At 47.0% G+C, this 24,471-nt stretch carries 21 protein-coding genes and 3 riboswitches; of the genes, 8 read left to right on the top strand and 13 right to left on the bottom strand.

The window, feature by feature from the left end:
- The first annotated feature begins 126 nt into the window (after nt 1-126).
- Nucleotides 127-1,485 carry a purine-cytosine permease family protein gene (locus tag AUL54_RS11755; RefSeq protein WP_060963939.1) on the top strand — a complete coding sequence of 453 codons (1,359 nt, stop codon included), beginning with the start codon at nt 127-129 and terminating at the stop codon, nt 1,483-1,485.
- 13 nt (nt 1,486-1,498) lie between these two features.
- Here the strand turns inward: AUL54_RS11755 and AUL54_RS11750 are convergent, their stop codons facing one another.
- From AUL54_RS11750 to AUL54_RS11730, 5 genes are all read right to left on the bottom strand, one after another.
- On the bottom strand, nt 1,499-2,329 hold the full coding sequence (locus AUL54_RS11750; protein ID WP_060963938.1) for an NAD(P)H-hydrate dehydratase: 831 nt from the start codon (nt 2,327-2,329) through the stop codon (nt 1,499-1,501).
- A gap of 91 nt (nt 2,330-2,420) precedes the next feature.
- Nucleotides 2,421-4,151 carry a thiol reductant ABC exporter subunit CydC gene (cydC, locus tag AUL54_RS11745; protein WP_060963937.1) on the bottom strand — a complete coding sequence of 577 codons (1,731 nt, stop codon included), beginning with the start codon at nt 4,149-4,151 and terminating at the stop codon, nt 2,421-2,423.
- Complete coding sequence (gene cydD, locus AUL54_RS11740; RefSeq protein WP_049627639.1) at nt 4,148-5,851, bottom strand: thiol reductant ABC exporter subunit CydD; 1,704 nt, start codon at nt 5,849-5,851, stop codon at nt 4,148-4,150. The genes cydC and cydD overlap by 4 nt, the downstream gene beginning before the upstream one ends.
- On the bottom strand, nt 5,851-6,867 hold the full coding sequence (cydB, locus tag AUL54_RS11735; RefSeq protein ID WP_060963936.1) for a cytochrome d ubiquinol oxidase subunit II: 1,017 nt from the start codon (nt 6,865-6,867) through the stop codon (nt 5,851-5,853). The genes cydD and cydB overlap by 1 nt, the downstream gene beginning before the upstream one ends.
- Nucleotides 6,851-8,257, bottom strand: a complete 1,407-nt coding sequence (locus AUL54_RS11730; protein WP_016937474.1) for a cytochrome ubiquinol oxidase subunit I — start codon at nt 8,255-8,257, stop codon at nt 6,851-6,853. The genes cydB and AUL54_RS11730 overlap by 17 nt, the downstream gene beginning before the upstream one ends.
- A gap of 500 nt (nt 8,258-8,757) precedes the next feature.
- On the opposite strand from AUL54_RS11730, the gene AUL54_RS11725 reads away from it, so the two are divergent.
- A complete protein-coding gene (locus tag AUL54_RS11725; RefSeq protein ID WP_060963935.1) occupies nt 8,758-10,101 on the top strand; it encodes a citrate/malate transporter CimH in 1,344 nt (447 codons plus the stop codon).
- A 35-nt stretch (nt 10,102-10,136) separates the two neighbouring features.
- Here AUL54_RS11725 and AUL54_RS11720 read toward each other — a convergent pair whose 3' ends face one another.
- From AUL54_RS11720 to AUL54_RS11705, 4 genes are all read right to left on the bottom strand, one after another.
- Nucleotides 10,137-10,979, bottom strand: a complete 843-nt coding sequence (locus AUL54_RS11720; protein ID WP_060963934.1) for a polysaccharide deacetylase family protein — start codon at nt 10,977-10,979, stop codon at nt 10,137-10,139.
- 93 nt (nt 10,980-11,072) lie between these two features.
- The gene (locus AUL54_RS11715) at nt 11,073-12,173 is read right to left on the bottom strand and encodes an ABC transporter ATP-binding protein (RefSeq protein ID WP_060963933.1); all 1,101 of its coding nucleotides are present in this window, start codon (nt 12,171-12,173) and stop codon (nt 11,073-11,075) included.
- Nucleotides 12,174-12,290: 117 nt separating this feature from the next.
- Nucleotides 12,291-13,184, bottom strand: a complete 894-nt coding sequence (locus tag AUL54_RS11710; protein ID WP_060963932.1) for a PucR family transcriptional regulator — start codon at nt 13,182-13,184, stop codon at nt 12,291-12,293.
- A gap of 163 nt (nt 13,185-13,347) precedes the next feature.
- Nucleotides 13,348-14,184 (bottom strand): YitT family protein, encoded by an 837-nt coding sequence (locus AUL54_RS11705; protein ID WP_016937469.1) that lies wholly within the window; start codon nt 14,182-14,184, stop codon nt 13,348-13,350.
- A 65-nt stretch (nt 14,185-14,249) separates the two neighbouring features.
- Nucleotides 14,250-14,352, bottom strand: a riboswitch (guanidine-I (ykkC/yxkD leader).
- Nucleotides 14,353-14,697: 345 nt separating this feature from the next.
- Between AUL54_RS11705 and AUL54_RS11700 the strand changes: the two genes are divergently transcribed.
- Complete coding sequence (locus AUL54_RS11700) at nt 14,698-15,237, top strand: DUF4352 domain-containing protein (RefSeq protein ID WP_145930780.1); 540 nt, start codon at nt 14,698-14,700, stop codon at nt 15,235-15,237.
- Nucleotides 15,238-15,283: 46 nt separating this feature from the next.
- Here the strand turns inward: AUL54_RS11700 and galE are convergent, their stop codons facing one another.
- The gene (galE, locus tag AUL54_RS11695) at nt 15,284-16,300 is read right to left on the bottom strand and encodes a UDP-glucose 4-epimerase GalE (protein ID WP_060963930.1); all 1,017 of its coding nucleotides are present in this window, start codon (nt 16,298-16,300) and stop codon (nt 15,284-15,286) included.
- Nucleotides 16,301-16,493: 193 nt separating this feature from the next.
- Here galE and pepT point away from each other — a divergent pair, with 193 nt between their 5' ends.
- The 4 genes from pepT (at nt 16,494) to AUL54_RS11680 (ending at nt 20,438) form a co-directional block, all read left to right on the top strand.
- Nucleotides 16,494-17,726 carry a peptidase T gene (pepT, locus tag AUL54_RS11690; RefSeq protein ID WP_060963929.1) on the top strand — a complete coding sequence of 411 codons (1,233 nt, stop codon included), beginning with the start codon at nt 16,494-16,496 and terminating at the stop codon, nt 17,724-17,726.
- 579 nt (nt 17,727-18,305) lie between these two features.
- Nucleotides 18,306-18,473 (top strand): hypothetical protein, encoded by a 168-nt coding sequence (locus tag AUL54_RS21505; protein ID WP_003150808.1) that lies wholly within the window; start codon nt 18,306-18,308, stop codon nt 18,471-18,473.
- Nucleotides 18,474-18,575: 102 nt separating this feature from the next.
- Nucleotides 18,576-19,052, top strand: coding sequence for an LURP-one-related/scramblase family protein (locus tag AUL54_RS11685; protein WP_060963928.1), 477 nt, complete (start codon nt 18,576-18,578; stop codon nt 19,050-19,052).
- 84 nt (nt 19,053-19,136) lie between these two features.
- Nucleotides 19,137-19,223: riboswitch (SAM riboswitch) on the top strand.
- A gap of 78 nt (nt 19,224-19,301) precedes the next feature.
- Nucleotides 19,302-20,438: a 5-methyltetrahydropteroyltriglutamate--homocysteine S-methyltransferase gene (locus AUL54_RS11680; protein WP_060963927.1), complete on the top strand. Its 1,137-nt coding sequence runs from the start codon at nt 19,302-19,304 to the stop codon at nt 20,436-20,438.
- 34 nt (nt 20,439-20,472) lie between these two features.
- On the opposite strand, the gene AUL54_RS11675 is transcribed toward AUL54_RS11680, so the two are convergent.
- Nucleotides 20,473-21,354: a putative RNA methyltransferase gene (locus tag AUL54_RS11675; RefSeq protein WP_101605351.1), complete on the bottom strand. Its 882-nt coding sequence runs from the start codon at nt 21,352-21,354 to the stop codon at nt 20,473-20,475.
- Nucleotides 21,355-21,716: 362 nt separating this feature from the next.
- Nucleotides 21,717-21,817, top strand: a riboswitch (purine riboswitch).
- 139 nt (nt 21,818-21,956) lie between these two features.
- Here AUL54_RS11675 and AUL54_RS11670 point away from each other — a divergent pair.
- Nucleotides 21,957-23,150, top strand: coding sequence for a NupC/NupG family nucleoside CNT transporter (locus AUL54_RS11670; RefSeq protein ID WP_060963925.1), 1,194 nt, complete (start codon nt 21,957-21,959; stop codon nt 23,148-23,150).
- Nucleotides 23,151-23,196: 46 nt separating this feature from the next.
- On the opposite strand, the gene AUL54_RS11665 is transcribed toward AUL54_RS11670, so the two are convergent.
- Both AUL54_RS11665 and AUL54_RS11660 read right to left on the bottom strand, forming a co-directional pair.
- The gene (locus AUL54_RS11665; RefSeq protein ID WP_045925538.1) at nt 23,197-23,871 is read right to left on the bottom strand and encodes a DUF3298 and DUF4163 domain-containing protein; all 675 of its coding nucleotides are present in this window, start codon (nt 23,869-23,871) and stop codon (nt 23,197-23,199) included.
- Nucleotides 23,872-24,011: 140 nt separating this feature from the next.
- Nucleotides 24,012-24,320, bottom strand: a complete 309-nt coding sequence (locus AUL54_RS11660; protein ID WP_016937459.1) for a hypothetical protein — start codon at nt 24,318-24,320, stop codon at nt 24,012-24,014.
- Between the last annotated feature and the right edge of the window lie 151 nt (nt 24,321-24,471).

The following is a 24,471-nucleotide window of genomic DNA, read 5'->3' as shown; positions in this document are numbered from 1 at the left end:
AATCTCAGAACGGCTGTCAGCGAGGCTTTACAATGTTTTTCCTGCGTACTGGAATTTGTAAACGGTAAGTCAATCTGTTAAGCTATGACTTTATGTTAAAAGAAGACATACGGAGGAGATTATCTATTGAAAGTAGAAAGGCGAACGATTGAACATATTCCGCATCACGAAAGACACGGAAAGGCCAAAGATTTATTCCCCGTTTGGTTCGGGGCGAATATGCATATTACGACGTTAGTCACAGGCACACTGCCCGTTACAATGGGACTCGATCTCTTTTGGAGTATCGCAGCCATTATTATCGGAACCTTTATCGGCGCAATCTTTATGGCGTCTCATTCCGCACAAGGACCTCAGCTCGGAATTCCGCAAATGATTCAAAGCCGCGCGCAATTCGGCGTGATCGGAGCGATTCTGCCCCTCTTTTTGGTCATGTTTATCTACCTGGGCTTCTTTGCGAGCAGTACGATTCTCGCAGCCGGTACACTGAGCAGCTTTGTACCGATTCCGGCTTCATGGTGTATTATCGGCTTAAGCGCCATCTGTTTTTTACTCACGATCTACGGTCATGATCTGATTCACAAAATGCAGAAAATCCTCTCTTGGACCTCCTTTGCCGTTTTTTTTGCTGCAACGATTCTTATTTTTCAACTGCCGATTCCCTCAGGAAGCTGGGCGCCCGGCTCATTAGATCTGCCTGTTTTCTTAGTGGCGGTCAGCGCGGTGGCCACATGGCAGCTGGCATACGCACCATATGTCGCAGATTATTCCCGTTATCTGCCGGTCAAAACACCGGCATCGCATACCTTTTGGTACAGCTACGCAGGTACGTCAGTCAGTTCTATCTGGATGATGCTTCTCGGCGCTATTTTGACGACGGCGCTCCCGGGATTCACTGCTAATGCCGGAAATGAAATTGTCCGATTGTTCGGCCCGTTTTCCTTTATTATGCTGATCATCGTCCTGTTCGGGCAAATGGCGATCAACGTCTTTAATTTATACGGAGCCTTTATGTCAACCACGACTACCTTGGAGCCGTTTTTAAAACTGAAGGTGACGCCGAAAACGAGAGTCGTAATGATCCTTTGTGTGACGGCAGCGGGTACTGTATTAAGTCTCTTAGGCCAAAGCAATTTCATGGAACTGTTTTTAAATTTCATCTTTTTCATCAGTTATTTCTTAATTCCATGGACAGCGATCAACCTCGTGGATTACTATTTTATCCGCCGCGGAAAATACCACGTCAAATCGATGTTTGACGTCAACGGACAATACGGCAGGGTCAACTGGATTACAGCGGCCGCCTTCGTTTTGTCGATCATATTAGAAATCCCATTCATCAATACATCCTTTTACATCGGACCGCTCGCAGAAATATTCGGCGGAGGCGACATTGCCTGGGTCATCGGGCTGGCCGTTCCGTCGCTGTTGTATTATGTTCTGATGAAATCAAGGTTAAAACAAAAAGAGGCGCCTTCCCTATGAAGACGCCTTTTCTTTATTCATATTCCTTCCATACACGCGGCAGCAGTTCAGAAAGTTCGTGCGCCAATAAGGTATGTGCGGAGCGCTCTTTCGTCCATAACTCCGCACATTCGCCGTGAAGGCGGACGGCGTTCAATACGGCATGCTTCGGGTCTTGATGACAGCACAACATACCGAGGATCATTCCCGTCAGCGTGTCGCCGGTCCCGCCTTTTGCAAGCGCGCCGTTTCCGGTTGTATTCCGGCGGCACTCCCCGTCAGGAAAAGCGATAATGGTTTCGTTTCCTTTCAGGACAATCGTGACATGAAGCCGCTCCGCCCATTCCGCGGCATATGCCGCTCTGTTCTGCTGAATCTCTTGAATCGGAAGGCCTGTCATTCTTGAAAATTCGCCGGGGTGAGGCGTCAAGATCACCGGGGCTTTCCTTTCCGGATAGGTTCTTTTCGTTATGGCGCCCGCATCCAGTATGACGGGATAATCGGCAGAAAGCAGCTGGTCAGCCGCCTGCTGCACTTCGTCCGTTTGGGGAAGCCCCGGCCCGATGGCCGCGGCCCGGATGGTTTCTTCCGGCTGACCCGCCGCGGCTTTTTTCCACCCGTCCCGCCAGTACGTCGCTTCCGGCAGCACCGGGACAATGAGCGGGATGACGCCTGCCGATGTACCGATGACGAGCTTGCCGACGCCGCTTCTCATCGCGCCCAAACCTGCAAGAAGGGCGGCTCCCGGCATGTCATCGCTTCCGGCCAGCAATAACGCCGTCCCGAACGTCCCCTTATGGCTGTCTGCCTCACGCTTCGGCAATGTATCTTTCACATCCCGTTCCGTCCATTCCAGTATGTCCATCTCTGTACCTCCTCTTCTGTCTCTTATTTATATTCCAAACAAGAAGAGATTTTAAACCGCACAAAAAAAACAGCCGCACGTTTGCGGCTGTTTATGTTCTGATCGGAACATCAAGACGGTAAAGCTTCCGGTACCGTTCGTTTTCTGCAAGCAGCTCTTGATGGGTTCCTTCCATTTCTGCTTTTCCATTTTCTAAAAAGACGATCTTATCAGCTGTTTCCACACCTGCCAGATGGTGTGTAATCCAGAGGATCGTTTTCTCTTTAAAGACGTCAAAAATCGTATCAAGCAATTCGCGTTCAGTGACCGCATCAAGGCCGACCGTCGGTTCATCAAGAATAATGACTGGCGTATCCTGGAGCAGAATGCGGGCAAGTGCGATCCGCTGACGCTCCCCGCCTGAAAAACGTATCCCCGTCTCCTGCACGGACGTTTCATACCCGTCAGGCAGTGATTCAATATAGTCGTGCAGCTTCACTTGCCGCGCCGCACGCTTAACATCTTCATCACTCGCCTTGCCGTTTCCGAGCCGGATATTGTTCATAATGCTCGTATTAAAAAGATGAGGCTTCTGATTCAAAACGGCCACCGCTGAGGAAATCTGATCCTGCACGGCCGCAGTTTCCAGCCCGTTCAGTGTCACTTTGCCTGAATCGGGAACTAAGGCGCCTTCAATTAAAGCGAGAGAGGTCGACTTACCGGAGCCGCTCCTGCCGAGCAGCGCCATTTTTTCACCCTGGCGGAGAGTGAAGGAAAAGCGGTCAAGCACATGACTGTGCTGATCATAAGAAAATGTCACGTTATCAAACGTCAGTGTCACATCAGTGACATCCAGTTTCTCATCTGACTGCTTCACCTCACGCCCCCGCAGCTCCGGAGCCGCCTTACTCATTCTTCTGATCGAATCCTGATAAGAAGGCACTTCCGTCAGCGCATCCGAAAGGGGCAGAAACGCCTCCGTCAATGGAAATACAACAAGCACAAAGGCCGCAATCATCGTGTTGGCCATACTGCCGTCCGCATACTGACCCGCCGTCCAGAACAGCATGATCAATATGAAGCCGCCGACAAAGCATTGTGCGGCGAGATCGCGCAGCCTCGTAAATCGCTGACGCTTGCTCTCAAGGTCAAACCACGCCTTTTCTTTCTCTTCATAAGAGGAAATAAAGGCGGCCTGACGTCCCGAGAACATCCAGTCGCTCACGCCGAGCACGGCATCGGTCAGCCGGCTGTAGAGCGTATTCCGTCCGCTTTTCAGCCTCATGTTTTTCGCTCTCGTCACAAGAAGCGACACAACCGGAAATAAGACAACTAATACAAACAGGTAAATCGCCGCAAGAGCGGCAAACGGCCAGGAAAAAAAGCCGAGCCCGATAACGGATGCCGCATAGAGCAGCAAAGCGGAAACCCCGGGGAAAATCGTTTTTAAAAACGCATCCTGCAAATGCTCAATATCCTCAGCCAAAATGCCGAGCATGTCGCCCGTCCGGAAACGGGAAGAGAGCATGAGAGAGGCCGGCTCCAGCATATTGTAAAGCCGCACCCGCATGTCGGACACGATTTTCAAAATGATATGGTGCCCCGTCAGACGCTCGGCATACCGGGAGACTGAACGGGCGATCCCGAAGGTCCGCACGGCCACAATCGGGACGTACACCAGCAGGATATTCTCAGGCCTTGTCGCCGACTTTGAGATCAAAAAACCGGAAGTAAACATGAGAAAGGCCGCCGAAAAAATCGTCACCGCGCCTAAAAAAATCACAAGAACAAACAAACGGGCATTTTGCTTCATATACGGCAGAATCCATTCTTCTTTCCTCATGTTCTTTCCCCCAGTTGCGCCTCTACAAGTTTGGCGTATACGCCTTGTTTCGCCATCAATTCGTCGTGGGTGCCGATTTCCGCTACCGCGCCGTCATCAAGCACGATAATCTCGTCCATTTCAAGCATCCAGTGAAGACGATGAGTGGCCAGAAAAACAAGCTTATTTTCAAACAGGTCTTTCATCGTTTCTTTTATTTCATACTCTGTTTCAATATCAAGGTGAGCGGTCGGCTCATCCAAAAGGAGAATCGGTCGGTTTCCTAAAAAGGCTCTGGCCAGCGCGACACGCTGAGCCTGCCCTCCGCTGAGCGCCCGTCCGCCCTCGCCGATCCGGCCGTCAAGACCGCCGGGCAGATCACGGATCAGTTCGGAAAGACCCGCTGAAGCAGCGGCCTGCGCTGTTTCCTCACGGGAAGCATCAGGATGATAAAACCGGATATTATTCAAAAGCGTGTCATCAAAAATATACGGATGCTGCGGAATATAGAGCAGCTGCTTCTGCCAGCCGTCCGACTGCAGATGCGAGCGGGATTCACCGTTTACCTTGATCTCACCGGACGCAGGCTCTAAAAAGCCGCCCAGCACATCAATGAGAGTCGATTTTCCCGCGCCGCTTTCCCCGATAATCCCGATTTTTCTCTTCCCTTTAAAGGACAGATTAAATTCAGACATCGATTCACGGACGGACAAACGAGTAAGCTGTAATTCATCTCCGTCAGTCCACGTATCAAGCTCGAGCGGCTTTTCTTCTTTAAAACCGGGCTGCGCCAAAATCGCCTGAATGGTTTTTCCCGCTTCCTGCCCGTTTAATGTCGCGTGGTAATCATTTCCCACCTCGCGGACCGGGAGAAAGTATTCAGGCGCGAGAATCAGCGCGGTCAATGCCGGACCGAGAAGAATCTGTCCGTCTATCAGCCGCAAGCCGAGGAACACCGCCACTGTCGCCACCGACAGCATCGTGAAGAAATCAAGGGCGAATGATGATAAAAACGCGACCCGGAGCGTGCTCATCGTCGCCTTGCGGTATCTCTCACTGACATGAAAAATATTTTTGCTGTGTGATTTGCTTAATCCTAAAAACCGCAATGTCTCCAGTCCGCGGAGCGAATCCACGAAATGATTGGAAAGCGTCTGATAGGACTTCCATTGGCGATCGGCTTTTTTCTGTGCGACAAGTCCGAGCAGAATCATAAATACAATCAAAATCGGAAGCGCAAGAATCAGAATCAAAGCCGATGTTTTATCCTGAAAAAACACGTAAATGACAACGGCAGCCGGCACGATCGCCATGCTGACCATTTTCGGCAGAAACAGCTCTAAATAGCGGCGGAACTGGCTGATGCCTTCCATCGCCAGCGTCACCATCCGGCCTGTCCCCTCTTTTTTCGCAAAGCGGGGGCCGAGACGGAACAATTGCTCAAGAAATCTTTTTCTTAAGTCTGCGCCGGTTTGCGCGGCATATTGGTACACGATTTTCTGCCGGACCGTTGTCACCGCATGCCGGACCAAAAACGCAAGCAGGAAAAAGCCGATAACCGGATAAAGAGAAGCAATCCGCTTCCCGTTAAATAATCCGGTTACCGCCTGGCTCAGCCATTCCGCCTGCAAGATAATGGCGGCCGTTTGTATGATCGTTAATCCCGTAATGATCGCAAGAATCCGCTTCATTCCTTTATAAAGAAACAGGTCTTTTCCCATTAATAAGTCATAGGCTCCTTATGGCTGACGCGTTTCCGGAAGACATAATAGCTCCAGATCTGACTGCCGATGACAAACGGCAGCAGAGTCAGTGCGACAATTGTCATGACTTTAAGTGAATAATCACCGGAAGACGCGTTAGCTACTGTTAAGTCATACGCGCTTTTCAGCGAGCTGACCATGACGCGCGGGAACAGGGAGATAAAAATCATCGCGACTGTCAAAGCGAGACCCGCGCCGGTCATACCGAATGCCCAGCCGTCTTTTTTCTTGCTCATGAACACAATGGCAAGAACGTTGCAGATGACAATCAGCACGAATATTGGAATCGTGATGTTTGCCCGGCGTGTAAACATATCCGTATCGTATGCAGACATCGCAAAGAAAGCAAGTACAACAAGAAAGATAACACCGATTACGCGTTTTGCCATTTTTCTCGCACGCTCTTGTAAATCACCGATCGTGCGCAGGGTGATAAACATTAAACCGTGCAGGAATGAAAGAAGGGTGACGGCTGCTCCGCCAAGAACGGAATACACGTTCACAATATCTGAAAAACCAGCGTGAATGTTCATGTGTCCGTCAATCGGCACACCGCGGAACAAGCTTGTAAAGATAAGGCCGAATACAAACGGCGGGATAAGGCTTCCAAAGAAAATTACCCAGTCCCATGTTTTGACCCATTTCAGATTGTTCACTTGCCCGCGGAATTCAAATGCCACGCCGCGGCCCATCAAGGCAAGAAGAATAATGATAAACGGAATGTAATATCCGCTGAGCATCGTTGCATACCAGTTCGGGAATGCCGCGAAAATCGCTCCCGTACCTGTGATCAGCCACACCTCATTCGCATCCCAGAACGGGCCAATGGTGTTAACCAGCACTCTGCGTTCTAATTCATTATGGCCAAGAAATCGGGTCGAAATGCCGACACCGAAATCAAAACCTTCTAAAAAGAAAAATCCGACAAACAAAATCGAAACGAGTATAAACCAAAGATCATGAAGTGACCCCATGGTAGACCTCCTGACTGAACGGATCTGTTGATACAGGAACATCCTTGTGATCATCATGGTCCGCACCTTTTTTAATTTCACGAACGAATAGGAAAACAAGCAGCGCGCCTAAAATCAAGTACATGACGCCGAAGCTGATAATTGAAAACAGCAGAGATCCCGTCGTTACGTTAGGCGAAACGGATTGTGCGGTCGTCAATTGCCCCATGACCGTCCACGGCTGGCGGCCGATTTCAGTCATAATCCATCCGGCAGAGTTCGCAATGAACGGGAATGCGATCAGTGCGATCATGCCCCGTAAATACCACTTGCTTGTATGAAGCTTTTTGCGGCGGTTCAGAATAAAGCCGGCAATCGCGGCGAAAATCATAAGCGCGCCAGCACCCGCCATGATGCGGAAGCTCCAGAACGTCGTTTTAACAGGCGGGATATAGTCGCCTTTTCCGTACGTTTTTTCGTATTCTTTTTGAAGAGTTTTCATCCCTTTAACACTGCCGCTGAACTTCTGATAAGCCAAGTAGCTGAGTGCGTAAGGAATTGAAATTTCTGATGTGTTTTTTTCTTTATTCGTATCAATGTTCGCAAAGGCCGTCCACGCAGCAGGATCACCGCTGTCATCCCAAAGCGCTTCACTGGCAGCCATTTTCATCGGCTGCGATTCCATTAAATGCTCAGCCTGCATATGTCCGCTGAACGCAACGCCGATACCGGCGATCAGACCGACAATCATTGAAAGCTTGAAAGATTTATGGAAGAAAGGCACTTCTTTTTTCTTCAATAATTTATATGCGCTGACACCGGCGATAAAGAAAGCACCAGTTGCAAGCGCCCCGAAAATGACGTGAGGGAATTCAACCCAAAGCTGAGGGTTTGTCAAAAGCGCCCCGAAATCATTCATTTCTGCGCGGCCATTTTTAATCGCAAAGCCGACCGGCTCCTGCATGAATGAGTTTGCCGTCAAAATCCAGAAAGATGACATAATCGTCCCGAAGGATACAAGCCAAATGCAAAGCAAATGCACTTTTTTAGATAAACGGTCCCAGCCGAAAATCCATAATCCGATAAAAATAGACTCCATAAAGAACGCCAAAAGCGCTTCAACCGCAAGCGGAGCGCCAAATACGTCTCCGACAAAACGGGAATAATCAGACCAGTTCAATCCGAACTGAAATTCCTGAAGAATCCCTGTGACGACGCCGACAGCAAAGTTAATTAAAAAGAGATGTCCCCAAAATTTAGCCATTTTGAGATAGGTCTCTTGTTTTTTGACAACATAAAGCGTCTCCATCAAAGCAACCATAAACACAAGCCCGATAGACATAGGCACAAACAGGAAGTGAAACAATGTTGTAGATGCAAATTGTATGCGGGCTAAAACCAACTCACTCATGATGTTTTTCCTCCAATCTGGTAAATTGCTCAACATTTCACAAACACGACAAAACCATTGCTCGGCATTTCACAAGAAATGATATATTTGCTCAATGTTTCACAAATTTGTCAAAACTAATGAATTATCAGCCTGCACTCCCTAGGGGGCAGCGGCTGTCATAGAAATGATTCAATATCATTACTTTACAACGATTCCGCCTAAAAAAAAAGATCGATATACCTAAAAATAGGCTGAAATTGTGACCGATTAATGTCGAATTTGTAGAGATTTTATGTCGGCACCTAGGATTTTTGTCCCTTCCATATCGTACCTCTTTTTTATTCGTGTGGCGAACAAAATGCTTTATTCAGCGAGAAAGGCCGCCAAATCGCCTTTTTGAGAAAGAAAAGAGGGGAAAGCAAGTTTTCTAGTAAATTCCTAATATATGAACAATTTAAATTTTTTAGTATACTTTAAATGGGGATATTTTTCACTACATAACGACTGGGGGAACAAGCATGGGAGAACTTCAACCAAATTTGCAAACGGATTCACTCCAAAAACAGCAACGGACTGATAATTGGTTTGCCAGAGCAATGAATATAAGAATCGGCATTATTCCTCTTCCTATCTATATCCTGCTCTTCTTGCTTATTACGGTGTTTGTCATGAAACACGATGTAAAAAGCGACATCCTGACATCGATTGCCGTCATGAGTTTTTTCGGATTTACCTTCGGCCAGATCGGAAAATCCATTCCGATCGTGCGTTCCATCGGCGGCCCTGCGATCCTCGCAACCTTTATTCCGTCCGCTGTCGTCTACTACCACCTGCTTCCGAAAGATATTATTACATCAACAACAGAATTCACAGAAAACTCTAACTTTCTCTATCTATTTATTGCCGGTATCGTCGTCGGCAGTATTCTGGGGATGAAAAGAGAGACTCTCGTCAAAGCTTTCGTCAAGATTTTCATTCCGCTGATCGCCGGCTCGATCGCGGCCGCCATCGTCGGCTTATGCGTCGGGACGCTGCTCGGGCTCGGTTTTCAGCACACACTGCTTTATATTGTCGTCCCGATTATGGCGGGAGGTGTCGGCGAGGGCGCGATTCCTTTATCCATCGGCTACTCCGATATGATGCCGATGTCCCAGGGAGATGCCTTTGCGCTTGTGCTGCCGTCCATCATGCTCGGCAGCCTGTGTGCCATTATGTTATCGGGTTTGCTGAATGTCATCGGGAAACGCAAGCCGGAATGGACGGGCAACGGGAAGGTTGATAAGTCTGATCAATCCGCTCCTGTATTGGAACAGCAGGCCAATGACAATGCTTTTAATCTGTCTTTTTTCGCTTCGGGGGGGATTTTAGCGGTTTCCCTGTATTTGGTCGGCATGCTGGCGCATGATTTCTTTCAGCTTCCGGCTCCAGTCGTGATGCTCGTCCTTGCCGTGCTTATTAAGCTGTTCAGGCTGGCGCCGGCCTCGATTGAAAACGGAGCTTTCGGCGTTTCGCGTTTTTTCTCGACAGCCGTGACCTATCCGCTCTTATTTGCGATCGGCGTTTCAATGACACCGTGGGACAAACTGATTGCAGCGTTTAATATCAGCAATATCATTACCATTTTATCCATTGTCATTACGATGATAGCCGTCGGTTTTCTGAGCGGTAAATGGCTGAACCTGTACCCGATTGAGACGGCGATCATCAATGCCTGCCATTCCGGTCAGGGCGGCACAGGCGACGTCGCAATCTTAAGCGCCGCTGAACGGCTTGAGCTTATGCCGTTTGCCCAAGTGTCGACCAGAATCGGCGGGGCGATTACCGTGAGTATCACCCTCCTGTTGCTTCATCAATTCTATTAAACGGAAAAAAGCCTCCGCCATATGCGGAGGCTCTGTTATTTCATCACATTTTGGATATAAGAGCCGAATGCCGTACCGGACATGCCCGGCGACACACGGACACGGTGAAGCGAGTAAAGCCCCTGATCTCTCGATGCCGCTCCCGGCTCCGTCGTGACCGCCATACGGTAGCCTGCAGCAGCTGCGGCTTTTAAAGTTTCATTATTATATCGTCCGACAGGGTAACTGATTACAGACGTCCGCTGCCCGAACATTTGGTCAAATAAACGCTTAGAGTCCGCCATTTCGCGTCGCTGCTGCTGAGGCGTGAGCCCGTTCAATTCGAGATGGTTCATCGTATGGCTTTGAATGGAAATGCCGTGTGCGGCCATCTCCTTCATCTGCTTCTCAGTCAGGTGATTTTTATGTCCGATAAAGTTACCGATCATGAAGATGGTCGCTTTCATCTTATATTTCTTTAAAATGGGATACGCCGCTTTGACATTGTCGGTATAGCCGTCATCAAATGTGATCAGCACGCATTTTTCACGCGGCTCTCTATCCTCCGTCAGCATCAGATAGGCTTCTTCCGGAGTCATCGTATAATAGCCGTGATCATGAAGCCACTTCATATGCTGCTGGAATTCTTCCTTCGGCACACGCAGGCTGTTTCCCTCAGAAATGCTGTGGTACATCAGAATCGGCAGTCTCGCTGTTCCCTTCGTTTTAACCCAGGCGGACGTATCCGGCTCCTTTTTGATTTGGCGCTTTACAGACTTTTTATCGTGGTGCGCTTCTGCCTTCGGAATGCTCTCTTCGGCACTTGCCTCATGGTCCGAACAGGCGGCAAGCGTTAACAAAGCAGCCAAAAGGCACATGCACGTAATCATGCGTTTCATGGTTTTCCTGCTTTCTGTCTACTATTTACTTTTTATATCGGCCGACGGGCAAAAATTGTTTAAAAGCCGGACATCCAGCTGTCCGGCTTTGCGTTATGAGCGGATTCTGATTTCTGTTTCACTGTCGAAAAAATGAGCTTTATTCATGTCGAAAGCGACGGTCACTTCCTCACCGGCATGAATGTCATGGCGGGCATCAATCCGGGCGATAAAATCCTGATCCCCGATCCGGGAATAAACCATAATTTCTGACCCGAGCAATTCCGCGACATTGATTTTAGCTGTGATGGATGAACTCTTATAGGATTCTACCACAATCAGCTCGTCATGTATGTCTTCCGGGCGGATGCCGAAGATGACATCTTTACCGGCATAGCCTTTTTCCCGGAGCATTTTCATTTTCCCTTCCGGCACGCTGAGAGCGGCTGAACCGATCTGAATAGCGCCGTCAGTCAGCTTTCCTTTAAAAAAGTTCATCGCGGGGGAGCCGATGAACCCGCCGACAAAAACGTTTTCCGGATGTTCATAGACTTCTTTCGGCGTGCCGATCTGCTGAATCTTCCCATCCTTCATGACTACAATGCGTGTCGCCATCGTCAGCGCCTCTGTTTGGTCGTGCGTCACATAGATCGTAGTTGTTTGCAGTCTTTGATGGAGTTTAATAATTTCAGCCCGCATCTGCACCCGAAGCTTTGCGTCCAGATTTGACAGCGGCTCATCCATTAAAAACACTTTGGCGTCCCTGACGATCGCTCGTCCTAATGCAACACGCTGCCGCTGCCCGCCGGAGAGCGCCTTCGGTTTGCGGTGCAGATACTCTGTGAGCCCCAGCATTTTCGCTGCTTCTTCGACCCGTTTTTTAATCTCCGGTTTCGGCATCTTTCTCAGCTTCAGACCGAAAGCGATATTATCATAAACCGTCATATGCGGATACAGCGCATAGTTTTGGAACACCATGGCGATATCCCTGTCTTTAGGAGCGATATCATTCACTCTCGTGTCTCCGATATAAAAATCGCCCTTCGAGATGTCTTCCAGCCCGGCAACCATCCGCAATGTTGTCGACTTTCCGCATCCCGACGGACCGACAAACACGATAAACTCTTTATCTTTAATATGAAGGTTAAAATCATCGACAGCCGCTTCTTTTTGATCGTAATACTTATAAATATGCTCGAGCCGAAGTTCCGCCATGTATATCCTCCTTTATTTGTAAACGCTTTCTTAAATAGGATTGTAACAGCCTTCGGCGGCGGCGTGTATAGGCAATGTTCATAAAAAAAGCCGGCAGCCTCCGTGCACATTTCCCATTTACTGTGATTTTTCATACTGCAGGCAAATGAAATAAGCCAGCAGGGCGCCCCGATATGTCTTTATATCAATACCTGAGCGTTCCGCAAATTTATCAATCCGATATTGAAGACTGTTGCGGTGCAAATGCAGTTTTTTCGATGTGAGCGACATGTTTGAGTTATGTTCAATAAAAGTCTGAATCGTATGCTTCAGCTCCGGTTCTTTCTGAAACAGCAACACCGCCTCTTCGTGAAGCAATGCAGAGAGCTTATCTCGGCTTTCTTCCGAGAGCATGGCCGGAAATACCGTTTCCGCAGTCAGCGTGCTCAGCTGCGGGAGATGATGCCTTCCAATCTGAAAATATTGCTGTTCTCTCCGATAATGAAGGCGCAGACGTTCCCCGGCACCGTAATACCTCCCGATGAAGAAACGGACCCTGAAATAAAAATCGCATTCAGAAACCTTTACAAAAGATGCGATATCATCCGGATCAGGGGCTTCAAGCTTTTCTTCCTCTACAATCACGCCTTGATCCCTTCCCGTCCGGACAACTGTATATGAAACCGGCCAGAAATGGCGCAGCGCTTCCGTAAATGCCTCCCAGTCCCGTTCTCCCAATAAGTCATAATGGATAAAACGGACACGAGGCTCCTTGACATCAGGCACCGGACCTTCTTCCAGCAGAAACTGCCGCCACCTCTTTGCTGCCGCCGTCTCCGCAAAAAAATCGCCTTTTTCTTCAGCGGGCGTCAAAAATGATTCCAGAAGCAGTTTCTCCTTCGGGGTGATATCCTCCTTCGGAATGGCGACATAGACCCGCCTCTTCTCATCATAAAAACAAAAGACATCCTCTGCCGCACAGCACGTATCAGACAGCACAGCCCTCGGGTAAATTGCCAATAACGGGTTCATATGCGCTCCTCTCTATCGCTCTATTATATTTTCAGTATAAAACGTCCGGCGGGTTGTATCTACTTCATTTTAGAAACAGCTTTCCGGCTATTTCCCGGGAAACGGATCATACCGTTTCTCCCCGGTATATAAAAAACCCTCCGCACCGGCAGAGGGATCTTTTTTATTTAGAGATATCGACGAATCCTTCACCAAAGACGTCTCGCACATCATGAACAATGACAAACGCCTTTGTATCACAGCTTTTAATAATTTTCTTGAGCATGGAGAGCTCTTGTTTCTGGATGACGATATATAAAATTTCTTTCGACTGCCCCGTGTAATTCCCTTTACCCGACAGCAGCGTCACCCCTCTGTCCATAAGCGTGTTGACCTGCTCAGCGATTTCGTGCTTATGCTCAGATATGATCGTCACCGCTTTTTTCGTATTCAGCCCTTCAATGATAAAGTCCATCACCTTCGTTCCAATGTACAGCATCACAATGGTAAACATCATTTTTTCCGCACCGATGATGAAATAAGAACTGAAGACGACAATCAGATCAAAGAACAAAAGCGCATAGCTGATATTCCAATCGAGATATTTGTTCGCAATCCTCGCCAAAATGGCGGATCCCGCAGTCGTGCCTCCGACTCGGATAATGATTCCGATTCCGACACCGGCAAACACACCTGCAAAAATAGTATTAATAATGAGTTCATGTGACGGCGAGTGCCAGTCATGCGTCAGATGCAGAAACAGCGAGTTGGCGACAACGGTAATGATCGTATAAAGCGTTGTTTTACCGTCTAAAAACTTATATCCGATGATCAATAAGATCCCGTTCAAAATGATATTCGTCACCCCGGGCGACCATTCAAACACATAATACAAGATCAAGGTAATCCCCGTTACCCCGCCCTCTCCAAGATCATTCGGAATGGCGAATAAATTAACGGCCAATGCGAAGATAAAAGCCCCAATCATCAGCATCAGCACATCCAGCAACCTCTTTTTCATCCCAGACACTCCCTTTTTATAAAATCAAAAAAGCCCGGGAGAGCACTCTTCATCAAAAGAGCAGAAACTCCCGGGCTTTTATCCCACCGTGTCACAGCAAAAAACCTGCTGTGTGTTTTCTCTCGGTCCAGACCAATTCAGCATTGCGGAACCCTAGAAAACCACTGTTTTTTATGTTCAGTTTTTGTATTTCTTTCAAGATTATACGGGAAATCACGAGCATGTTCAACCACTCTTTTTTCAATAACCTATGAAAAATTCGAACGATCTGCCGATACTAATAAAGGCCCTTAAAATACATGACTAAAAAATCATCAAAATACTATTTTTCTCAAAATTGTATTGACTATAGGTTATTTTACAGGCATTATAGTATGTAGTTTTCAAGAAATAGTTTACATAGGAGGAAATATTATGGCAGTCAACTTAGTGTCTTGTAAGGCATGCGGCAAAGAAATCGCTAAAGGCGTTAAAAAATGCCCAAACTGCGGTAAAGATCAAAGAAACTTTTTTATGAGACATAAAATCATCACATTGCTTCTGGCAGTAGTGGTTATTATCATTCTCGTAAATCTCGGCGGCGGAGGCGGATCTTCATCATCTAAAACTGCGTCCTCAAAAGCTGCGGAGTCCAAGGAAAAACTGTATAACATCGGTGATACTGTTAAGACTGAAAAAACAGAAGTGACTGTGACGAAAGTGGAAAAAAGAGATTCAGTAGGCTCTCAATTTGTCGAGAAAAAAGCGTCTGACGGCGGCGTTATCGTAGCTGTTCAATACACAGTTAAAAATGTGTCAGACAAGCCGTTAAGCTCTTTCTCCATTCCAAGAGCAAAATTAGTAGATTCTAAAGGAACATCCTATGATTCAGATATTGATGCTTCTTCAAGCTATGCAACGGAAACAAAAGTAGACAACAGTAAAATTTTAAGTGACTTGAACCCGAACATTAAAGTTACTGACGTAAAAGCTTTTGAAGTTGATAAAAACGCATACTCTAAAGGCACTTGGAAATTAAAATTCAGCAACGATGTTGAAGTGAAAGTTAAATAATGATCATAACAAAAGAGACCTTCGCCATTTGAAGGTCTCTTTCTTTTTACACCTTTTGATACCCGTTCACATTGGAGGACTGCCACTTCCAAGAGTCGGCGCACATTTCTTCAAGGCCGCGCTTTGCTTCCCAGCCTAATTCTGCCTTCGCTTTTGCCGGGTCTGCGAAGCATGCGGCAATGTCTCCCGGGCGCCGGTCGGCAAAACGGTACGGCACTTCTTTTCCCGATACTTTTTCAAACGCCTTGACCATCTCAAGAACGCTGTAGCCTCTTCCCGTGCCGAGATTATAGGCGTCGGCGCCCGTTGTGTCCAGCACCTTTTCAAGCGCTCTGACGTGGCCCTCGGCAAGGTCAACGACATGGATGTAATCCCGCACGCCGGTGCCGTCCTTTGTCGGATAATCATTGCCGAACACCTGCAATTGCTCAAGCTTGCCGACAGCCACTTGGGCGACGTACGGCATTAAATTATTCGGGATGCCGTTCGGGTCTTCTCCGATCCGGCCGCTCGGATGCGCGCCGAACGGATTAAAGTAGCGGAGCAGCGCAATGCTCCATTCAGGGTCCGCCTTATGCAGATCGCGCAAAATCTGTTCCAGCATCAGCTTCGTCTGCCCGTAAGGATTGGTCGCGCTTAACGGAAAATCTTCGGTGATCGGCGTTGTTTCCGGAACGCCGTAAACCGTCGCTGATGAGCTGAAGACGATTTTTTTCACACCGTGTGCCTGCATGGCTTCACATAAAATAAACGTCCCCGTCAGATTATTATGATAATAACGGAGCGGAACAGCCACAGACTCACCGACCGCTTTTAAACCCGCAAAATGAATGACGGCTTCAATCTCATTTGCAGCAAACACCCGGTGAACGGCGTCACGGTCAAGGAGATCCGCTTCATAAAACACAAGCCCTTTTCCGGTAATGTCTTTCACACGTTCCAATGCTTCCGGTGAACTATTTGACAGATTATCCAGAACCACGATGTCATAGCCGCTGTTTAACAGCTCAACACATGTGTGGCTCCCGATATAACCCGCTCCGCCTGTCACTAAAATCGCCATGAAGAAAGCCTCCCTATTGAATGAATTGACCATATTATATAGTTTTTTTCTTCCTCAATCATCCATTTTCAGAAAGTTTAATCGTTTAGTCATCGTTTCTTCATATTTTGTTTTCATTCGCGTAATTCAAACGGGTTGTGAAATAGAAATCCCTCCCCCGCACATGGTAAGATAAGACAAAGGAGATGACGGTATGAAAAACGAAATCATTGCACGCTTTACTTCTTATGTAAAAGTCGATACACAGTCTGACGAAAACAATGAAAACTGCCCATCCACCCCCGGACAGCTGACATTGGCCAACATGCTGGCAGATGAATTAAAGTCGATCGGCATGAAAGAAATCACAGTCGATGACAATGGATACGTCATGGCGACTCTTCCGGCAAATACGGATAAAGACGTGCCGACGATCGGTTTTCTGGCCCACGTAGATACAGCGACTGATTTCACCGGAAAAAATGTGAATCCTCAAATTATTGAAAGCTATGACGGACATGATATCGTTCTGAATGACAAACTCAACGTCATCCTGTCGCCTGAGCAGTTCCCGGAGCTTTCCCGCTATAAAGGCCAGACGCTGATTACAACCGACGGCACGACGCTGCTCGGAGCCGACAACAAAGCGGGCATTGCCGAAATCATGACGGCAATGGTGTACTTGATCAAACATCCGGACATCAAACACGGGACGATCCGGGTCGCATTCACGCCGGATGAAGAAATCGGCAGAGGGCCTCACAAATTCGATGTCGGCCGCTTCAACGCCGCATTCGCCTACACGATAGACGGAGGCCCCCTCGGCGAACTGCAATATGAAAGCTTTAACGCAGCCTCCGCAAAGCTTACTTGTTACGGAAAAAGCGTTCACCCCGGAACGGCGAAAAACAAAATGGTCAACGCTTCAAAAATCGCGATGGAATTTCATCACGCGCTGCCGAAAGAAGAAGCGCCGGAATATACGGAAGGGTATGAAGGCTTCTATCACTTAAATTCAATGAACGGAGACGTTTCTGAAGCCGCCCTGTCGTACATCATCAGAGACTTTGACAGAGACCGCTTTACAGAACGAAAAGAATTTATGCAGAAAACCGCCGACGCGCTTGCGGCTAAATACGGCAAGGAAAGCATCAAGCTTGAACTGCATGATCAATATTACAACATGAGAGAAAAAATCGAACCGGTCAAAGAAATTGTCGACATCGCCTATCAAGCCATGAAAAACCTCGGCATCGAACCGATTATCGAACCGATCCGGGGCGGAACCGACGGATCACAGCTCTCTTACATGGGACTGCCGACACCGAACATCTTCACGGGCGGCGAAAACTTCCACGGAAAATATGAATACATTTCCGTCGACCATATGGAAAAGGCGGTAAACGTCATTGTTGAGATCGCCAGGCTGTTTGAAGAACGCGCGTAAAACCAAAGCTCCCTGCTTTGGTTTTTTTCTTTCACATGAAACCTTTCCTTCTTTCTTTCCGTATATAAGGTATGAATTGGAAGGAGGGAGTGAAGACTATGGCAAGAGGCACTGTAGCAAATGAATTAAAAAAAACCTTAAAAGACCCCCGCGTTCTGGAGACGAAATCGAACCCTTTTAAAAAGCTGCGGAAAATGTTCAGACGATTTTTTGTAAGATAACATCTCGTTTTCTTACAAAAAATAAGGAAAGCGCTATCAAATCATAATCTTCCGTTAGAAGCAGTTTATTTTGCATATCGCAGGATTTTTTAGGGTACTGAATAACACAAGGCAAACGAAAACACTGCATTAGTTAATTAGGCACTGTCAAAAAATAGTCGAAAAGTCATATAAACGATCATCACTCAGCAGCCGATACAATCTATAGAACCACAACAAGAGCAAAATCAACCGCAGATCATAGTCATTTTTACGGAAAATGTCTTTATTTTTTAAAAAAGTGACAATTGTTTGAATACTTTTCGTTTGTTTTTTCGTACAATAATAATACCAAAACTTTTTTTGGGAGGTATGTAAAATGATGCTACTTATTTTTGCTGCTTTGACAGGATACCTGGTTTTCTCTTTCAGTAAGGACAACCGCCGGAAAACGCCAAAGACAAGCCCGCTGGTGACAGCTGCCGACACGAATAACATCATTGATTTAAATGCGATCCGTCAGAAACGCCGGATGCCGCTATCATAAAAACGACAGCTGCCGCAAAATCGGCAGCCTTTTTTTGTGCACCCCTCCAATATGAAACCATCCGTCTCCTTTTTACGTACAACATAAAAAAGGAGTTTTTTTATGTATCATTTTTATATCAAAGAGCGGATGTTTACGTTTAAGAATCGGTTTCAAGTGTTTCTTGAAAGCGGAAAAGAAGTCTACAATGTTGAAGGAAAGCTGTTTTCGTTCGGTGATGAATTGAAGCTGACTGATTTGGACGGCCGCACGCTCGCCAGCGTCAGTCAGAAACTGATGTCGCTCGTTCCCCGTTACGAAATTTCCGTCGGCGGCAAGCCTGTATGCCAAGTCATCAAGAAAATGACGTTTTTCAAACCGAAATTTGAAATTTCCGGAGTCGGCTGGGATATTACCGGCGATGTGCGGGGACGGAATTTTCAAGTGACAGACGGGAAATCAAACCGGATGACCGTCACCAAATCATGGATGAGCTGGGGCGATTCTTATCATTTGGAGATTGAAAATGAAGAGGATATTGTTCTTTGTCTTGCGATCGCAATCGTGATAGATATGATTCTATTTGAGGGTGATAAATAAAAATATTTATCGAAATATATTGACAATATAAGATAATATACTAAGATTAAGAGTATTACAGTTTATTCTGAAAAATAGCATATTTCCTTATCAAGAGAGGTGGAGGGACTGGCCCTATGATACCCGGCAACCGCTGTTCAGCAGAATGGTGCTAAATCCTGAAGATAAGGTTGAGATTTGCGGACGCAAGCTCTTCCCTATCCAAGGGAAGAGCTTTTTATATTTCATTGAGGAAAGAAGGAATCGTTCATGTCACAGCAAAACACAGAACAACCATTGCACACTCTTCTTAGAAAAAACCCGCCGTTTCGCGCGGATCAGGTCGGAAGCCTGCTCCGGCCGGCGGCTGTGAAGCAAGCCCGCCTGCAAAGAGCGGCGGGTGAGATTTCGGCAGAACAGCTGCGCGAAATCGAAAACCAAGAAATCATCCGCAGCGTAAAAAAGCAGAAAGAAACCGGCCTCAATGTCGTGACTGACGGCGAATTCCGCCGGGCCTGGTGGCATTTTGATTTTCTCGAAAACTTAGACGGCGTCGAAGCGTTTACGCCAGATAGCGGCATTCAGTTTCACAATGTACAGACGAAAGCGCGCGGCATTAAAGTAACGAGAGATATTGATTTTTCTCAGCATCCGATGCTCGAAGATTATAAATTTCTTCACAGCATTGCCGGCGATGCTGTTCCAAAAATGACGATTCCAAGCCCGAATATGTTGTTTTTCCGCGGAAAATTGGAAAAAGCGGCGTATCAGAATGATTACAAACAATTTCAGCATGATGTATCAAAGGCGTATAAAAAAGCGATTCAAGCTTTCTATGACGCCGGATGCCGCTATCTTCAGCTCGATGATACCGCATGGGCCGTTTTCTTATCGGAAGCGGGGCTTCGCCAGATTGAAGCATTCGGAACGACGCCGGATGAGCTGCGCAGGCTGTTCGCAGCTTCTATTAATGACGCCATTAAGGATCGTCCTGCCGACTTGAAGGTTACGATGCATATCTGCCGCGGCAACTTCCAGTCCACATGGACGGCTGAAGGCGGATATGATGCGGCGGCGGAAACGATTTTTGACGGGCTTGACCTTGACGGATTGTTCTTGGAATATGATGATTCCCGCTCCGGCGGCTTTGAACCGCTCCGTTATGTCAAACGCTCTGATCTTCAGCTTGTACTCGGTTTGATTACGTCGAAACACGGCGATCTCGAAGACAAGGACGCGATTAAACGCCGGATTGAAGAAGCTTCTCAATATGTCAGCCTGGATCAGCTTTGCCTCAGCCCGCAATGCGGATTCGCTTCCACTGAGGAAGGAAACCTGATCACAGAAGAACAGCAATGGGCAAAACTGCGCCATGTCGTCGACATCGCCGGTGAAGTCTGGAAATAAAAAAAAGACACGCTAATAGCGTGTCTTTTCCGTTTTACAGCGGATCGGTCCCGATTAAAACTTCGATATCTATCGTGATATCAGCCGCTTTTCGGCCGATAAACCGCTGAATGCTTTCTTCAGTACATTTCCATGTTAGGGGCGTCATTTTCACAAGCCGTTCAAGATCAGGCTGCGATAACGTCTTCGTGTAACGCAGCCGTTTGCGATCAAAGATTTGAAAGCCCGCTTGGAAACGGCAGGCCGCTGAATCGGCGGTGTCATTCCGCCGGAGACTGTCTCCGAAAAAGAATTCCCTTACTTCCTTCAAATAATCACGCCGCGGCACCGCTTTAATGACTGTGCCGCCCTTTCGTAAAAGCCTGCTGCATTCCTTGTAATTCCAAGGTGATAAAACAGACATCACGACATCAAAACAGCTTTCGGCAAACGGCGCATCCGCCACATCAGCGACGGCAAAAATCATTTGATCCCCGAAGCCCTTTGCCGCATGCAGCACACCTTCTTTCGAGAGATCAATGCCGATTCCCGTCACAGAAAAAGCGGGCTGCAGCAATCGGCATACGGCGGCTAAATGAGAGCCCTCTCCGCATCCCGCATCCAATACCGCCGCCTGTTTTTGCGGAGATTGCGTACGGCTGATGATGGCGGCGATCTTTTTTTGAACCGGCGCAAAAAACTCCCGGCTGTCAAAAAGCTCGCGTCTCGCTTCAAACAGCTGCCTGTCATAGCGTGTTTTGACCGCTTTATTGAGGAAATTCACATATCCTTGTTTTGATATATCAAATGTATGCCCGTTTCCGCATATCAAGCTTTGATTTTGGGAGACCGCCATGGCCGTACGGCATAGCGGACACCTGAATACGGACTGGCATGATTGCAGTAATTCCGCGCGTTTTCTTTTCATCGGCGCCAAAAAAACACCTCATTCATTCGTTATTTTGATGAAATGAAAAAGGCATAGACAAATAAACCTTGCTAAATTGGAAGGTTTAACCTATTTATCTATACCTCTCATTATCTGTAACGAATGAACTGGATGATCACGAAAATGACCCCTTTTCTGCCGCCTTTTGAAGGCTGTGCCCTCAGATCCATTTTACCATATGCATCCAGTATTTACAATGAACCGGAACGGTTTTTAGGGGCGTTTTATACCTTTATTATCCAATTACTTTTATATATCCTTTATTTTCTTTATTTATAATATAAATTTATTATTTTGAAAATATCTAAAAAGGTTGATTTTCAAAAATTGAAACGATAAAATACTGCTATCTCATGTAATATCGTTATTCTTGTATATGATCAGTAATATGGTCTGATTGTTTCTACCTAGTGCCGTAAAAGACTAGACTACAAGAAAGTTTGCATAAATTTGAACGAGTGAAAAGCATATGATGCTGTCAGTCTATTCTTTTCTTTTGGCTCTTATTTATCACACTTTCTGGCTTTCAGGAATTTGTGACGAATAAGAGCTTTTTTTATTTCCATAATACCCTTATAGGAGTTGCTCACATGTACTTTTTATTGAACATTGTCGGTCTCATTGTTGTCATGGCTGTTGTTTTCTTATGCTCTCCCAACAAGAAGAAGATTAAATGGCGCCCGATTGTCATGCTCCTCGTCTTTGAGTTTCTGATTACTTGGTTTATGTTAGGGACAAAAGTCGGCGGATTTGTCATCGGGAAGATCGGCGCCTTCTTTACATGGCTGATTTCCTGCGCCAGTCAAGGGATTGCGTTCGCTTTTCCGTCTGTCATGGCCAATCCGACGGTTGATTTTTTCTTCAGCGCATTGCTGCCGATTATCTTCGTCGTGACCTTCTTTGATATGCTGTCGTATTTCGGTATTCTGCCGTGGCTCATTGATAAAATCGGCTGGCTGATTTCTAAAATATCCCGTCTGCCGAAGCTGGAGAGCTTTTTCTCCATTCAGATGATGTTTTTAGGAAATACGGAAGCCTTAGCCGTCATCCGCCAGCAGCTTGCCGCCGTCAACAACAACCGGCTTCTGACATTCGGGCTGATGAGCATGAGCAGCATCAGCGGCTCAATCATCGGATCGTACTTGACGATGGTTCCGTCCACTTATGTGTTTACAGCCATCCTGCTGAATTGCTTAAACGCGCTTTTAATCGCAAATATGCTGAATCCCGTTGACGTTTCTAAAGAGGACGATATCATTTACGTACCTTCAAAAGCGGAGAAAAAAGACTTCTTCTCTACGATTTCTAACAGTATGCTTGTCGGCATGAACATGGTGATTGTCATCTTAGCGATGGTGATCGGGTATGTGGCGTTAACCGCCGCGTTAAACGGCGTGCTCGGACTGTTCGTGCACGGTTTGACCATTCAAAAGATTTTCTCATACATTTTCAGCCCATTTGCCTTCCTTCTCGGATTAGGCGTACATGACGCGATGTATGTCGCACAGCTGATGGGCATCAAGCTCGCGACGAACGAGTTTGTGGCGATGGCCGATCTGAAAGGGCATCTGAATTCACTTCCGCCGCACACGATTGCGGTGGCGACGACATTCCTGACATCATTCGCAAACTTCAGCACCATCGGTATGATCTACGGATCTTATCAATCTCTGCTTGATGGTGAAAAATCAGCCATCATCGGGAAAAACGTCTGGAAGCTGCTTGTCAGCGGAATTGCCGTTTCCTTATTGAGCGCGGCGATTGTCGGATTGTTTGTCTGGTAAAATAAAAAAGCGATACCGCTCCGTTCTGGAGTGATATCGCTTTTTTTTATTGATAGACGGACGCAGGCACGAAAACATCCCGGATTCCTGCCGCATACGGCCCGAGATCGTATTGGCCGAACACAACGGCAATGCCGTTTTTCGTAAAGAAGAAAGGTCTTTCGTTGTTCAGGGTGATCTCCTGTTTTTTGACGTCCTGATCGAACAGATCGTCATGTTTCTTGATGTAGCCGTAAAGATAGTCTCTCGTTTTGTTACCTTTCGTTTTCGTATTCAGCACATCATGGAGGGTGACCCGTTTTTTTGCGGCCAAGTCGTAATTAAAGGTCTGAACGGATGTCAGCCCGTGTGCGCCGCCTGTGTAAATGTAGTTTTCCGTCAGAATGCTGAGCTTTCCGCCTTGATTATACTTCACCTTGAAGTCTGCTTGGTATTCCGCTTTATAGCCTTGTTTCTCACCGTCTTGTTTGTTTTTCACATATTCTTTGTACGAGTTTTCAATATAGCGTTTGAAGTCCTGATTGATTTTCTTTTCAAAAGATGCGTTTCCCGTATTTGTGACCTCGGGGTATGTCAGCTGCTTTACATGCTTATACGTATGGCTTTTGACAACGGGCTTTGCGGTTTGTGCAGCTTCGGCTGAAGGGGCGAAACCTCCGAACGGCGCGGCTGTCAGCACTGCCAAAAGCACGGCCGCCATCATTTTGAATGTCTTTTTCATCACAACTCCTCCTTTTCATTTACCCGTTCCCTTTTTGAAAACGGGTTACACACTATAGACAGCGCAGATCAGGAAATTGTTTCTGGGCCTTCTCTCACATTTTCTCCATAAAAAAGAGACATGGATCATCCATGCCTCTTTTACCGGGAAGGTCTTTGCGCAATGGCTTCATAAACGGCTTCCGCCAGATCGGAGTTGCCGAACATCTCCAAAACGCCGATGACGGTTTGATCAGGAATCGGTTCTGATTCCTCCTTCGGCACGACGAGCTCTTCAGCCGTTTTTCGCAGCTCTTCGTTTAAAGGCTGTCCGGGGTAAGCCCTGCTGTAAATCGCCATCGGATCAAGGTCATGATTGACGCACCATTGGGCAAACACCAAAATCATCATGTTTTCATCACGCCGGTAATATTCTTCGAGTTGTTTTTCAGTAAACGGCTTCACTATCATTCGCTCCTCCAGAAAATCTATCCCTAAGATACACAAACACAGAGCGGAAGTAAACCAAAGAGGGTGAAACATTTACTTCACAGCGGGAAGTGCGGATGTGCACGGAAGCGATTTTCGTTTTCTTCCCATATTAATGCTTCGTTCCGATAGT

The organism is Bacillus sp. SDLI1 (assembly GCF_001553895.1).
Taxonomy (GTDB): Bacteria; Bacillota; Bacilli; order Bacillales; family Bacillaceae; genus Bacillus; species Bacillus siamensis.
The sequence above is the reverse complement of the archived record's forward strand: the minus strand, read 5'-3'. Positions and strand labels throughout refer to the sequence as shown.

Bases quoted from the DNA above. Each gene is read 5' to 3' on its own strand.
- AUL54_RS11750 (WP_060963938.1), bottom strand. From the start codon at position 2,329: ATGGACATACTGGAATGGACGGAACGGGATGTGAAAGATACATTGCCG.
- cydC (WP_060963937.1), bottom strand. From the start codon at position 4,151: ATGAGGAAAGAAGAATGGATTCTGCCGTATATGAAGCAAAATGCCCGT.
- cydD (WP_049627639.1), bottom strand. From the start codon at position 5,851: ATGGGAAAAGACCTGTTTCTTTATAAAGGAATGAAGCGGATTCTTGCG.
- cydB (WP_060963936.1), bottom strand. From the start codon at position 6,867: ATGGGGTCACTTCATGATCTTTGGTTTATACTCGTTTCGATTTTGTTT.
- AUL54_RS11730 (WP_016937474.1), bottom strand. From the start codon at position 8,257: ATGAGTGAGTTGGTTTTAGCCCGCATACAATTTGCATCTACAACATTG.
- AUL54_RS11725 (WP_060963935.1), top strand. From the start codon at position 8,758: ATGGGAGAACTTCAACCAAATTTGCAAACGGATTCACTCCAAAAACAG.
- AUL54_RS11720 (WP_060963934.1), bottom strand. From the start codon at position 10,979: ATGAAACGCATGATTACGTGCATGTGCCTTTTGGCTGCTTTGTTAACG.
- AUL54_RS11715 (WP_060963933.1), bottom strand. From the start codon at position 12,173: ATGGCGGAACTTCGGCTCGAGCATATTTATAAGTATTACGATCAAAAA.
- AUL54_RS11710 (WP_060963932.1), bottom strand. From the start codon at position 13,184: ATGAACCCGTTATTGGCAATTTACCCGAGGGCTGTGCTGTCTGATACG.
- AUL54_RS11705 (WP_016937469.1), bottom strand. From the start codon at position 14,184: ATGAAAAAGAGGTTGCTGGATGTGCTGATGCTGATGATTGGGGCTTTT.
- AUL54_RS11700 (WP_145930780.1), top strand. From the start codon at position 14,698: ATGAGACATAAAATCATCACATTGCTTCTGGCAGTAGTGGTTATTATC.
- galE (WP_060963930.1), bottom strand. From the start codon at position 16,300: ATGGCGATTTTAGTGACAGGCGGAGCGGGTTATATCGGGAGCCACACA.
- pepT (WP_060963929.1), top strand. From the start codon at position 16,494: ATGAAAAACGAAATCATTGCACGCTTTACTTCTTATGTAAAAGTCGAT.
- AUL54_RS21505 (WP_003150808.1), top strand. From the start codon at position 18,306: ATGATGCTACTTATTTTTGCTGCTTTGACAGGATACCTGGTTTTCTCT.
- AUL54_RS11685 (WP_060963928.1), top strand. From the start codon at position 18,576: ATGTATCATTTTTATATCAAAGAGCGGATGTTTACGTTTAAGAATCGG.
- AUL54_RS11680 (WP_060963927.1), top strand. From the start codon at position 19,302: ATGTCACAGCAAAACACAGAACAACCATTGCACACTCTTCTTAGAAAA.
- AUL54_RS11670 (WP_060963925.1), top strand. From the start codon at position 21,957: ATGTACTTTTTATTGAACATTGTCGGTCTCATTGTTGTCATGGCTGTT.
- AUL54_RS11665 (WP_045925538.1), bottom strand. From the start codon at position 23,871: ATGAAAAAGACATTCAAAATGATGGCGGCCGTGCTTTTGGCAGTGCTG.
- AUL54_RS11660 (WP_016937459.1), bottom strand. From the start codon at position 24,320: ATGATAGTGAAGCCGTTTACTGAAAAACAACTCGAAGAATATTACCGG.